This is a genomic window from Rosenbergiella australiborealis (assembly GCF_018494035.1).
Taxonomy (GTDB): Bacteria; Pseudomonadota; Gammaproteobacteria; order Enterobacterales; family Enterobacteriaceae; genus Rosenbergiella; species Rosenbergiella australiborealis.
The window spans coordinates 336,361-349,437 of record NZ_JABBFO010000002.1 but is presented as its reverse complement, the minus strand read 5'-3'; the positions used below and the strand labels follow the sequence as shown (position 1 = coordinate 349,437).

The window sequence follows — 13,077 nt, the reverse complement described above, 5'->3', positions numbered from 1 at the left end:
GACTATGCGTGTTTTATGTATGGCGTTGCTTGTGGCAATCGGTACTGTTTCCTGCAGCAGTAAGCCGGCAGCGATTACTATTTCACAACCATTAGTGATGGGCCCAGAAGTCTTATCGGCAGGGATCATTGCAGATGCCCCCGTGATGAATGACGAACAAGCTCCTGCTGCAACGACACGGGTTTATAATGATCGAGATGTCCCGCTCACGATTCATTACCGCTATTTTTGGTATGATCAGCAAGGCTTAGCTATCCCTTATTCTCCGAGGACGCAATCAATCGCGATACCCGCGCATAGTTCGAGTGAATTACTTTCTTCTTCTGGCAGCGTGAATGCGCGTCAGGTTCGTATCTATATTTCCCTCTGAGGACGCTACCATGACAAGATATTTGAAATACAGTAGTTCGCTATTTTTTGCCTGTCTGCTTAGTGGGTGTGTGCTTAATCAATCGCAAAAACCTGCACCGGTGGAACAAGGTAATGGAACGACGACGCCACCGTTAAGCCACCACCCTGAACAGAAAACGCCAACAATACAGAATCCACCGCCGATAACTGCGCCAACGACACAGCCTCAGCCAGTACCGGAAGTACCGAAAACGACGTCTATTGACTGGGCCGCGACGCTGCAACCTTTAGTGGCCAATATGGAACACACTAAGGGGATCCCTGCGGGAAGTGTATTATTAGTTGATCGGATTAAAAACAGCACCAATGGTTCAATTCAAACCGACAATGCTAATAGTGCGCTTAATCAAGCCCTCTCTGGCTCTACATTTTCATTAGTCACGGCTGACCAATTAGCGCAAGCTAAGAAAACCTTGGGTATTTCTCCCAACGATAGCCTTAATTCTCGTGGTAAAGCCATTGGTTTAGCTCGTAATTTAAATGCACAATACGTTCTTTACACGACGACGCGTGGTGATGTTAGAGCTGCACGAGTACAAATGCAGCTGATGTTGGTGAGTACGGGTGAAATTATCTGGACAGGTAGTGCTAAAGCCAGCTATTAATCCTCATTGGTCACTGTTGCCAGGATTGTCTGGCAATAGTTGGCGGACGAGTGAAGGGGATGACCTCGTACAGCGCTTACCGCCGCAACCTCCTATTCCTTTTGTTAATCGCCAGCGGGAATACCGCATTTTGCAAAAACTCGGGTCAGCCCCGTTCAGCACTTTCGCCAAAAAATTTCACGCCGGCGTGCTAAGTGTGGCATGGGTAGAGGGGGAGCCATTGCCTCCCTCCGCTTTTATCCCTGAAAATACTGAATTACTTGCTGTGTGTAAGAGTTTGCATCGTCACCCGCTGTTTGGCTATCGGCTACCAGTGTTACCGTTATTACAACGTTACTGGCAGGTATGTCAGCAACGTAATGCTACTTGGCTGAAAATACTACAACGATTACGCCATCAAGGTGAGCCTCGTCCTTTACGACTGGTACCCCTGCATATGGATCTCCACCCCGGTAATGTGATTCAAACTGCACAGGGGTTAGCGCTTATTGACTGGGAATACAGTGCAGACGGTGACATAGCCCTTGAGTTGACGACCTTATGTCTGCAAGATCCTTCTCGCACAAATGCGTGGATAGCGGCGTATGCCGATGCCTTCAACCTCAACCCCGATTCGCTTCGTTTGCAGTGTCGACGCTGGAAACCTTGGTTACAGCTGCTTCAAGCGAGTTGGTGCCAACTGAGAGCAGAACAAACGCAGCAGCTGTCCATGCAACAACTCGCCGCCGAGCAATGGCGACAGCTTTCACTATATTGAATTGAGTATGATAGGACATGACATGACTTCTACCCCTGGCCCGTTGATGTTAGACGTTGAGCGCTATGAACTTGACGCTGAAGAACGAGAGTTATTACAACATCCGCTAACTGGTGGAGTGATCCTCTTTGCACGTAACTACCATGATCCGGAACAACTCGCACATCTGGTCAAGCAGATCCGACAAGCCTCACATACACGTCTACTGGTGGCAGTGGATCAAGAGGGCGGTCGTGTTCAACGCTTTCGTGATGGCTTCACTTCGTTACCTGCGATGCAATCTTTTTTAACTTTAAGCAAAAATCACCATGAAGCTATGCATATTGCACGGGAAACCGGTTGGCAAATGGCAAGTGAAATGACCGCGATGGATATTGATTTGAGTTTTGCACCTGTACTCGATTTAGGTCATATCAGCACGGCGATCGGGGATCGTGCATTTAGCGATAATCAGCATCAATTACTACCAGTAGCGGCAGCCTTTATGGACGGTATGCACAGTGCCGGGATGAAAACGACAGGAAAACATTTTCCGGGTCACGGTGCGGTAGTTGCAGACTCACATAAAGAAACGCCGATTGATTTACGAGAAGCCAGCGAAATTCGGCAAAAAGATATGGCTATTTTTCGTTATTTTATTGAGCAGGGAGCCGTTGATGCCATGATGCCGGCCCATGTTATTTATCCCGCGCTCGATCATCGCCCTGCAAGTGGCTCACCCTACTGGCTGAAAGATATCTTACGTCAGGAACTCGGTTTTAAAGGGATTATTTTCTCTGATGACTTGCATATGGAAGGGGCCGCGGTAATGGGAAGCTATCCAGAGCGTGCAAGACAATCATTGAACGCAGGTTGTGATGCGATTCTGGTTTGTAATCATCGTCCAGGAGTGATTAGCCTATTAGATAATCTACCGATTACTGCAGCGTCAGGGCTTGAACATCTTTACCACCAAGGACACTTTGAGTGGAAAACACGGCATAATCATAGTCGTTGGTCTACTAACCATCAACAGTTGGCCGCCTTTCAGCAACGCTGGTTGGACGAAAAACAAAAACAGCTCGCGAAGTAATCTTTTGGGGGACAGCTCAGGCTGTACCCCGAATCCCTCAATTTTATCCTACCAAGCAATTAAATTTATGCATCTGTGTTAATCAACTTGATTCAAGTCAAATTTATTACGCTGAACAATCTGAGCATGCTATGCTGAATTTAGTTAATACTTTTACTTTATAACCCTATGTTAACTAAGTTTATTCTTAACATTTATTTAACTAGGTACGATGAATGTTTGGGGGTCAAGTGACTACAACGAAACAAAAAATTGTGATTATAGGTGGCGGTGCAGGTGGTTTAGAGCTCGCGACGCAATTAGGGAAGAAATTAGGCCGTAAAGGGCAAGCTGAAATTACTCTCGTTGACCGTAACCCTACTCACCTGTGGAAGCCGTTATTACATGAGGTAGCAACTGGGTCTATGGATGAAGGGATCGATGCACTGAGCTATCTGGCACACGCTTATCATCACCATTTCCAATTTCAGTTGGGCAGTCTAGTCAATATCGATCGCGAATCCAAGCAAGTGGAGCTGGCTCCTATTCATGACGCGCAAGGAAACTTGTTGGTGGATACTCGCAGCATTCACTACGATACGCTAGTGATGGCTTTGGGAAGTACGTCCAATGATTTTGGGACTCAAGGGGTGAAAGATCACTGTATTTATCTTGATAATCCTCAGCAAGCCCACCGTTTTCGTAATGAAATGTTGAATCAGTTTCTTAAGCATTCATCAGCACAACACACCGATAAACCCGTGAACATCGCGATTGTCGGGGGTGGGGCGACAGGCGTAGAGTTATCAGCCGAACTTTATAATGCTGTTAAGCAACTCAACAGCTATGGCTATAAAACTTTAGGGCGTGAAGCGCTTAATGTGACCTTGGTGGAGGCAGGCGAGCGCATTCTTCCCGCATTACCTACCCGTATTTCGGCGGCGGCGCATCAAGAGCTAACTAAACTGGGTGTCCAAGTCAAAACTGCGACGATGGTGACCAGCGCTCAATCAGATGGGTTGAATACCAAAGACGGTAGCTTTATTGCAGCAGACCTAATGGTGTGGGCAGCAGGTATCAAAGCGCCTGATTTTATGAAGGATATTGCCGGTTTGGAAACCAACCGCATTAATCAACTGGTGGTACAACCAACCTTACAAACTACCCGTGATGAGAATATCTATGCCATTGGCGACTGCGCGAGCTGTGCGTTACCCGGTGGTGGATTTGTTCCACCTCGCGCGCAATCCGCACACCAAATGGCCTCGCAGGTACTTAAAAACATTCTTGCGGCACGTGCAGGAAAACCACAAACCGCCTATAAGTATCATGACCACGGCTCTTTAGTCTCCCTATCGCGCTTTAGTACCGTTGGGAGCTTAATGGGTAATCTGATGCGCGGGTCAATGATGGTCGAAGGGCGTATCGCACGTATGGTTTACCTCTCGCTTTACCGTATGCATCAAGTCGCTTTACATGGTTATTTCCGCACAGGATTGATGATGCTTTCAGGCAGTATTAATAAAGTTATCCGGCCTAAACTTAAGCTTCACTAATCTTTCTAGGCCGTTTCGGCGGCCTAGCTTAGTTTCACTGTCTATTTTCCTCCCTATTAACCTATAAAATAGCGTTCTGCTGTTTTTTGCAGCGTCTTATACTCTTTTTCTCCATAAATCTGATGGCTGATGTCAATTTCATTTGTCAGACTCTGTTAAACAATATCGAGAATACGGGATGAACCCTGTATTGAATAACGTCACAGGGTAGGAGGAATGATGAATAAATCATTAGTGGTCGGAGTGGGTATCGGTGTATTAGCGGCATTAGGGGTCGCGGCTGTGGCAGGTAATCATTTTGCACAACCTTCTCCCCAATTTGCTGAGGTGATTGCCGTACAGCCACACACTGAGATAATCAAAACGCCTCATGAAGTCTGTCACAATGTCAATGTTGTTCATCGCCGTGCGGTACAAGATGAGAATCGTATTACGGGCTCAGTATTGGGTGCGGTGGCAGGTGGGGTGTTGGGTCATCAATTTGGTGGAGGCCACGGGCGTGATATTGCGACAGTTGCCGGGGCTTTGGCTGGTGGTTATGCGGGTAATCAAGCACAACAGAGCTTACAAAATAGTGATACTTACCAGACGGCTCATCGTCGTTGCAGTACGCAATATACGCAGGAGCAGCGTACCAAAAACTATACTGTTACCTATAAAATCGGCCATACACAAAATACGGTAGTAATGGATCACAAACCGGGCTCAGTGATCCCGCTGGATAGTCAGGGCAATCTGAAGCTCAATGCGCCGATCGAACAGAAAAGCGAGTAAAGCAGGCGCAGCCTGACCGGCTGCGTCTACTTGATGATTATACAGTAACCCGATGCTGATCCATCTGCGTCAATAGATCGATCAGCCAATCGATACGTTGTTGCCGTTCACTTAAGTTACGAACAAAACGCAATTTTACCGGTCCTTCTAATTTCCATTGTTTAGGATCTTGCTGTAAAAGGCCGATAAGCCAGCCAGGATCAACCTCGTTCTTTTCAGCAAACTCGATGTAGCCACCTTTCTCACCGGCTTCAATTTTGGTGATACCTAATGATTCAGCTTGTAGACGAATCTCGGTCTGTAGTAATAAATTCCGTGTCGCATCGGGGAGTAGACCGAAACGGTCAATCATCTCCACCTTTATATCGTTTAATTCGGTACTGTCCTGCGCACTCGCAATTCGCTTATAAAGTGAGAGACGCGAATTAATATCAGAAATAAAGTCATCAGGGATCAGCGCAGGTAGACGCAACTCGACATCGGTATGTCGCTGTGAAAGGTCCTCTAACGACGGCTCTTTCCCGGCTTTAAGGGACTCCACGGCATTCTCCAGAAGTTCCATATACAGGGTGAAACCCAGCGTTTCCATCTGTCCACTTTGGTCGTCTCCCAGAAGTTCACCAGCGCCGCGAATTTCTAAATCGTGCGTAGCTAACGCAAAACCTGCACCCAGATCTTCTAACGCTGCAATGGCCTCTAACCGTTTGCGCGCATCGGTGGTCATGGCTTTGGGATGTGGTGTTAATAACCAAGCATAGGCTTGATGGTGCGAACGACCCACTCGCCCCCGTAACTGATGTAGCTGTGCAAGGCCGAAATGATCGGCACGCTCAATAATAATAGTATTTGCTGTCGGTATATCGATGCCGGTCTCGATGATTGTCGTACACACTAAGACATTAAAGCGTTGGTGATGGAAATCATTCATCACTTTTTCCAATTCACGCTCACGCATCTGGCCATGACCGATACCGATACGTGCTTCAGGGACTAATTCTGCGAGCTTTTCGGCGGCTTTATTAATGTTTTCAACATCGTTATATAAATAATACACTTGGCCGCCGCGTAAAATTTCACGCAATATCGCTTCACGGACCACTAATGCATCATATTCCCGCACAAAGGTTTTGACCGCCAGTCTACGTGCTGGCGGCGTCGCGATAATTGATAAATCACGCATACCGCTCATAGCCATATTCAATGTACGAGGAATAGGGGTGGCGGTTAAGGTTAAAATATCGACATCGGCACGCATGGCCTTAATGCGTTCTTTATGGCGCACTCCGAAGCGATGCTCTTCATCGACAATAAGTAGACCGAGATCTGCCCATTTCAACTCACTCATTAATAACTTATGCGTACCGATAAGAATATCGACTTTACCCTCAGCGGCAGCTTGCAATACTTGCGCTTGCTCTTTGGCACTTCTAAAACGCGACAGCATTTCGACATGAACGGGCCAATCGGCGAAGCGATCACGAAAGTTATCAAAATGTTGTTGGGCAAGTAGTGTGGTCGGCACTAACACTGCCACTTGTTTATGATTTTCTACCGCCAGAAACGCGGCACGCATCGCAACTTCTGTCTTACCAAACCCGACGTCACCACAGACGAGGCGGTCCATTGCCAGCGGTTGGCACATATCACTCAGAACAGCATTAATCGCTTGATTCTGATCATGGGTGGTTTCGTAGGGAAATGAGGCACAAAATTGCTGATAATGCTCACGATCATGGGTGAAGGCAAATCCCGTTTTCGCCGCGCGTTGTGCATAAATATCTAGTAACTCCGCAGCAACATCACGAACTTTCTCTGCCGCTTTTTGGCGTGCACGGTTCCACGCATCACTTCCCAATTTGTGCAACGGAGCATTCTCGTCAGCTCCCCCTGCATACCGACTGATGAGGTGCAGAGAAGAGATGGGAATATAGAGTTTGGCATCATTAGCGTAATTGAGAACTAAATATTCGGCGGTCACGCCTCCAGTTTCTAAGGTAGTCATACCGACGTAGCGACCAACCCCATGATCGAGATGGACAACGGGTTGACCAGGATGGAGTTCAGCAAGATTACGAATTAACACATCGGGGTTAATGGCGCGCCGCGTATCTTGACGCCGCCGCACGACACGTTCACCCAGTAAGTCGTTTTCACAAATAAAGATCAGTTGCTGAGGGGAGGCAATAAATCCTTTTTCTGCCGCTCCGACCATCAAATAGGTTCCCGCTTCGCTGGTTTCAGAGAAGGTATTAACGGTGGTAAGCCGTAGTTTACTACGAGCCAACATCTCTTGCAGTCGTTCACGGCGGCCTTGACTCTCGACTGAGAAGACAATCCGCTTATCCGCATGAGCATCGAGCAGTTTACGTAACGGCTCAAGAGGGTTTTGCTGATTATCTGCTTGATGAAGGGCCGGTAGGCTCTCATAACCCAAGTTAGTATTCGCGGCTTTTTTAGGCAATGCCTGAGAAAGCAATTGGACCCGAGGCCAATGTTTTAATTCACCATGTAATGTATCAGGGGCTAACCAAAGTTCATGGGGGGGAATTAGGGGACGCATCGGATCGACACGCCGATTTTCGTAGCGATGTCCGGTGTCTTGCCAAAAGCGCTCGCTACTTGCTGCCAGATCACCCGTATTCACCAGTAATGTCTGTGGAGGGAAATAACTGAATAGGGATGTTAAAGGCTCGTCAAAAAATAACGGCTGCCAATACTCAATGCCAGCAGGCAGAGTTCCGCGCGATACTTGCTGATAAAGATGTTCTGAATCACGCAATACATCGAATCTCTCACGCCACTGCGTACGAAAGCGTTCAATGGAGGCTTTATCGGTCGGAAACTCATGGGCAGGAAGTAAGCTAATCGCGTCCACTTCATGCAGCGTTCGCTGTGTATCTGCATCGAATGAGCGCAGGGTATCAATCTCATCATCAATAAAATCGAGACGGTAAGGGGCTTCACTACCCATTGGAAACAGATCCACTAACGCGCCGCGTGTTGCATATTCACCATGTACCATCACTTGTTCTACATGGCGGTAGCCCGCTTGGTCGAGCTGACGAATTAAAATATCACGGGATAATTTATCGCCGCGTTGCATGACTAATGCATGGCTGTGCAGGTAGCTATGAGGGCAAACACGCTGCATGAGCGTATTAACTGGCAGGATTAATAGCCCTTTTTTCAATTGCGGCAGCTGATAGAGCATCGATAAACGACTGGAAATAATCTCTTGATGTGGTGAGAAACTGTCGTAAGGTAACGTTTCCCAATCTGCCAGCGTATTCACATTGAGCGAGGTAAATTGGGCGATTTCACTGGTTAATTGCAATGCATTTTGCATATCACTGGCAATTAAAACCACCAGACCATCGTGCTTTTCGGCAATGTGTGCCGCTTCAATTGCGAATGCTGAGCCGACTAATTGGCCTAACTGGCGTACATCGCCTGCCTTGCTTGGCAGTGAATACTGCTGAATATCCGTCATAAACTTAGATTATCTCATGTTAACGATGCATTAATGTTTCTGTCTACATGGCAGAAAATCACTGATCAATGTTTCCCTTCCCTTAAAGTAGCACTCTGTATCGTGAAGCGGTATTCGCTTTGGGTGATTAATCGATGCGTTTGCCTTATTTTTATACAACTAAACCTTTTTCCGATAGTTTAGCGTCGTGTTAAGCCCGGTAAAGGTTTCATAAACCGCACAGCTCCATTATCATTCGTTCACTCCTTTTTTACCGTCCGGGATGGACTCTATGTATCAACCTGTCGCTTTATTTATTGGTCTGCGTTATATGCGTGGGCGTGCTACTGATCGGTTTGGGCGGTTTATCTCTTGGCTCTCGGCGATCGGTATTACCTTGGGTGTACTGGCGTTAGTCACCGTACTATCGGTGATGAATGGCTTTGAGCGCGAATTGGAGGGGAATATTTTAGGATTGATGCCACAAGCTGTGGTGTCGCAACCTGCAGGAAATATCGATCCACAGAGCTTTCCGGCCACAGCCCTGAATATTGCGGGTGTAAAGCGTGTAGCGCCCTTAACCACGGCGGAGGTGGTATTACAAAGTGCCCATAATGTTTCGGTAGGCGTCATGCTGGGCCTTTTACCGGGTGAGCAAGATCCCTTACTACCCTTTATTGAACAGGGTAGTCGCACTGTTCCTGCGGCAGGCAGCTATCAAGTGATTGTTGGTGCCCAATTAGCCAATCAGCTAGGTGTGCAACTCGGTGACAAAATTCGGTTAATGGTGCCATCGGTAAGCCAATTTACCCCTATGGGGCGTCTTCCAAGCCAACGTCTCTTTACTGTCGCGGGAATTTACGCGGCAAACAGTGAAGTCGATAGCTATCAAATTATCGTCAATCAACAAGATGCTTCGCGAGTGATGCTTTATCCACTCGGGCATATTACGGGGTGGCGTTTATACCTTGACCACCCATTGGCCATTGATGAGATCGATCATCATGCATTGCCACACAACGCGGTCTGGAAGGATTGGCGAGAGCGTAAAGGCGACTTGTTTCAAGCTGTGAGAATGGAAAAAAATATGATGGGCTTATTGTTAAGCCTTATCGTAGCGGTGGCTGCCTTCAATATCATCACCTCACTGGGCTTACTGATCATGGAGAAGCAAGGAGAAGTGGCGATTCTGCAAACGCAAGGGCTGACTCGTCGACAGGTGATGACTGTCTTTATGGTACAAGGCGCAAGTGCAGGCATTATCGGTTCCTTATGTGGCGCACTGCTTGGATGTTTATTGGCAACCCAGTTAAATCACTTATTGCCAGTTATTGGATTACTCTTGGAGGGTGCCGCATTACCAGTCGATATCCACGTTGGTCAAGTGGTGTTGATTACGCTAAGTGCAATGATTCTTGCACTGTTAGCAACGCTTTATCCCTCGTGGCGTGCAGCCACTGTACAACCCGCTGAGGCCTTACGTTATGAATAATACCCCATTATTACAGTGTGCTGAGTTATGCAAAACTTATCGTGAAGGCGTAGTCAGCACGGAAGTATTAAAAAATGTCAGTTTTAGTATTGCCGAACGAGAACTAGTGTCGATTATCGGCAGTTCAGGATCAGGAAAAAGTACACTGTTACATCTTCTAGGGGGATTGGATCAGCCCACTTCCGGTGAGGTGTTATTTCAAGGTCGATCGCTCAATACCTTAAGTGCGGGGGCTAAGGCAGATTTACGTAACCAACAGCTGGGATTTATTTATCAATTTCACCATCTCTTGCCAGATTTTACTGCGCTAGAAAATGTCGCGATGCCTTTGTTAATCGGTGGGTGTTCAGTACAAGAGGCGTCCCATCGTGCCGATGAGATGCTCAAGGCCGTGGGGCTAAGCCCACGGGGTAAACATCGACCCTCGGAGTTATCAGGGGGTGAGCGTCAACGTGTTGCGATTGCTCGTGCACTGGTTAATAAGCCCAGTTTAGTGATGGCTGATGAACCAACGGGCAACCTTGATGCACGTAATGCGGATGCTATTTTCGCGCTGCTAGGCGAATTGAACCAAAGCCAAGGTACAGCCTTTTTGGTCGTTACGCATGACTTAACCTTGGCAAAGCGTCTTGATCGGCAGATGGAAATGCGCGATGGCATTTTGCACGCGCAACCGGTATTGCAGGGAGGGAGCTAATGCGCGGCTCACTCTCTTTTTTGCTGGCATTACGTTTTAGTCGTGGACGTCGACGGGGCGGAATGGTTTCGTTGATTTCTGTATTATCCACTGCCGGGATCGCACTGGGAGTTGCCGTGCTGATTATTGGCCTGAGTGCGATGAACGGATTTGAACGGGAGCTTAATAAACGGATTCTCGATGTAGTGCCTCACGGTGAGATTATTCCTGTTCATCAACCTTTTAGCAATTGGCAGTCACTCTTGACTCCCATCGAACAGGTGAAGGGGGTTGCGGCAGCGGCGCCTTTTATTACCTTTACGGGGTTAATTGAAAGTGCGCAAAAATTACAAGCGATTCAAGTTAAAGGGGTCGATCCCCAGCAAGAAACCCACTTAAGCAGTCTACCGCAATTTGTACAGGATAATGCTTGGGCACAATTCACTGCCGGTCAGCAACAGATCATTATTGGTGGGGGAATCGCTAAAAGCCTTGGCTTGAAAACGGGAGATTGGTTAACAGTATTAATCCCCAATAATGACCAACAAAATAAGCTATTAGAGCCTAAGCGTATTCGTCTACAGGTCAAGGGTATTCTACAGTTAAGCGGTATGCTTGATCATAGCCTAGCCTTAGTGCCGCTTGCTGACGCGCAACAGTATTTGGATATGAATCATTCAGTCACCGGGATTGCGCTGAAGATGAATGATCCTTTCCAAGCTCCGGCAATCGTTCGCGCCGCAGGCGAAGCCACACACGGCTATGTTTATATTCGCAACTGGACCTCAGATTTTGGTTATATGTATCGTGATATTCAGATGATTCGCGCGATTATGTATTTAGCTATGATTCTCGTCATCGGGGTGGCCTGTTTTAATATTGTCTCAACGTTAGTGATGGCAGTTAAAGACAAAAGCAGTGATATCGCGATCCTACGTACCCTTGGCGCAAAAGATCGTCTCATTCGTGCCATATTTATTTGGTACGGTTTACTGGCAGGTATAACCGGCAGTCTTCTTGGCGTGGTGCTTGGAGTGTTAGGGGCTTTAAATCTAACGCGATTAATTAAAAGTATTGAATCGTTGACCGGGCATCATTTTCTCTCCGGGGATATTTATTTTATCGATTTTCTGCCGTCAGTTTTGCACTGGAGCGATGTCGTTATCGTTCTGTTCTGTGCATTGATATTAAGTTTACTTGCGAGCTGGTACCCGGCTCGTCGAGCGAGTCATATTGATCCTGCGCGAGTATTGAGTGGGCAATAACTTATCATGTACTCGTGCTATGGCGAGTACAGTGTTTAACGTGTTCTGCAGGAGTTTTCATGCGTACTAGTTATCGTCATCGCATTCGCGTCGCCCGTTTTAAAAAAGATAAGCGTAAAATGCGCCAACGTTTACGACAATCTTGTTTTGAAGATGCACGCATAGCCAAACTTATTCATAAACCTATGCCCAAAGTCGTTATCTTGACGGGGGCCGGGATTTCAGCCGAATCGGGTATTGCGACTTTTCGAGCCGCTGACGGTTTATGGGAAAATCATGCAATCGAAGATGTTGCGACTCCTGAAGGTTTTCAACGTGATCCAGAGCAGGTAAACCAATTTTATAACGCCAGGCGTCGTCAGTTAAAGTCTTCGGGGATATTACCGAATAATGCCCATCGTGCATTAGCGAAGTTAGGAACGGTATTAGGGGATAATTTATTAATAGTGACCCAGAATATTGATAACTTACACGAGCGAGCAGGCAGCCCCAACGTTATTCATATGCATGGCGAATTACTCAAAGTGCGTTGCTGTCAGAGTCAACAAGTTATTAACTGGCATGAAGATTTACATCCCTCGGATCGCTGTACCTGTTGTCAATTTCCTGCCCCATTACGGCCACATATTGTCTGGTTTGGTGAAATGCCTTTACAGATGGAAGGTATCTATCAAGCGATTGCTGAGTGCGATATTTTCATAGCAATCGGTACCTCAGGGCAAGTTTACCCTGCAGCAGGGTTTGTCCATGAAGCGAAGTTACAGGGCGCACAAACTATCGAGTTTAACCTTGAGCCTACTGCCTCGAAAGAGGAGTTTATTGAAGGACATTACGGCCCAGCTTCCCAAACGCTACCAGCTTGGGTGGAAATGTTTTTAAGCCAACGCTAAAGCGCTTAGGTAAACGCGTCAGTCATAACGGGTGGGGTGAAGCCTTGAGATGTTGCCACTTGTGGGCGGTTATCGTCGTGAATAGCGTTCTCGAAGAATACAAATACAAGACAAACCTTATGATGGGGCCA

11 protein-coding genes are annotated in these 13,077 nt (G+C 47.1%); 10 read left to right on the top strand and 1 reads right to left on the bottom strand.

The window, feature by feature from the left end:
- The first annotated feature begins 4 nt into the window (after nucleotides 1-4).
- The 6 genes from HGT73_RS04275 (at nucleotide 5) to HGT73_RS04250 (ending at nucleotide 5,154) form a co-directional block, all read left to right on the top strand.
- Complete coding sequence (locus HGT73_RS04275; RefSeq protein ID WP_214212412.1) at nucleotides 5-370, top strand: YcfL family protein; 366 nt, start codon at nucleotides 5-7, stop codon at nucleotides 368-370.
- A 10-nt stretch (nucleotides 371-380) separates the two neighbouring features.
- Nucleotides 381-1,016 (top strand): penicillin-binding protein activator LpoB, encoded by a 636-nt coding sequence (gene lpoB / locus HGT73_RS04270; RefSeq protein WP_214212411.1) that lies wholly within the window; start codon nucleotides 381-383, stop codon nucleotides 1,014-1,016.
- Complete coding sequence (gene thiK, locus HGT73_RS04265) at nucleotides 976-1,773, top strand: thiamine kinase (protein ID WP_241623073.1); 798 nt, start codon at nucleotides 976-978, stop codon at nucleotides 1,771-1,773. The genes lpoB and thiK overlap by 41 nt, the downstream gene beginning before the upstream one ends.
- Nucleotides 1,774-1,819: 46 nt before the next feature.
- The gene (gene nagZ / locus HGT73_RS04260; protein WP_214212512.1) at nucleotides 1,820-2,845 is read left to right on the top strand and encodes a beta-N-acetylhexosaminidase; all 1,026 of its coding nucleotides are present in this window, start codon (nucleotides 1,820-1,822) and stop codon (nucleotides 2,843-2,845) included.
- A gap of 230 nt (nucleotides 2,846-3,075) precedes the next feature.
- Nucleotides 3,076-4,380, top strand: coding sequence for an NAD(P)/FAD-dependent oxidoreductase (locus HGT73_RS04255; protein WP_214212410.1), 1,305 nt, complete (start codon nucleotides 3,076-3,078; stop codon nucleotides 4,378-4,380).
- Nucleotides 4,381-4,599: 219 nt separating this feature from the next.
- The gene (locus HGT73_RS04250; RefSeq protein ID WP_214212511.1) at nucleotides 4,600-5,154 is read left to right on the top strand and encodes a glycine zipper 2TM domain-containing protein; all 555 of its coding nucleotides are present in this window, start codon (nucleotides 4,600-4,602) and stop codon (nucleotides 5,152-5,154) included.
- 37 nt (nucleotides 5,155-5,191) lie between these two features.
- On the opposite strand, the gene mfd is transcribed toward HGT73_RS04250, so the two are convergent.
- The gene (mfd, locus tag HGT73_RS04245; protein ID WP_214212409.1) at nucleotides 5,192-8,644 is read right to left on the bottom strand and encodes a transcription-repair coupling factor; all 3,453 of its coding nucleotides are present in this window, start codon (nucleotides 8,642-8,644) and stop codon (nucleotides 5,192-5,194) included.
- A gap of 271 nt (nucleotides 8,645-8,915) precedes the next feature.
- Between mfd and lolC the strand changes: the two genes are divergently transcribed.
- The 4 genes from lolC to cobB are packed head-to-tail and all read left to right on the top strand — an operon-like array spanning nucleotide 8,916 to nucleotide 12,946.
- Nucleotides 8,916-10,115 carry a lipoprotein-releasing ABC transporter permease subunit LolC gene (gene lolC, locus HGT73_RS04240; RefSeq protein ID WP_214212408.1) on the top strand — a complete coding sequence of 400 codons (1,200 nt, stop codon included), beginning with the start codon at nucleotides 8,916-8,918 and terminating at the stop codon, nucleotides 10,113-10,115.
- On the top strand, nucleotides 10,108-10,812 hold the full coding sequence (lolD, locus tag HGT73_RS04235) for a lipoprotein-releasing ABC transporter ATP-binding protein LolD (RefSeq protein ID WP_214212407.1): 705 nt from the start codon (nucleotides 10,108-10,110) through the stop codon (nucleotides 10,810-10,812). Before lolC ends, lolD begins: the two co-directional genes overlap by 8 nt.
- Entirely contained in the window at nucleotides 10,812-12,056 is a 1,245-nt protein-coding gene (gene lolE / locus HGT73_RS04230; RefSeq protein WP_214212406.1) for a lipoprotein-releasing ABC transporter permease subunit LolE, read from the top strand. The genes lolD and lolE overlap by 1 nt, the downstream gene beginning before the upstream one ends.
- A 59-nt stretch (nucleotides 12,057-12,115) precedes the next feature.
- Nucleotides 12,116-12,946 carry a Sir2 family NAD+-dependent deacetylase gene (gene cobB, locus HGT73_RS04225; protein ID WP_214212405.1) on the top strand — a complete coding sequence of 277 codons (831 nt, stop codon included), beginning with the start codon at nucleotides 12,116-12,118 and terminating at the stop codon, nucleotides 12,944-12,946.
- Nucleotides 12,947-13,077 lie beyond the last annotated feature (131 nt).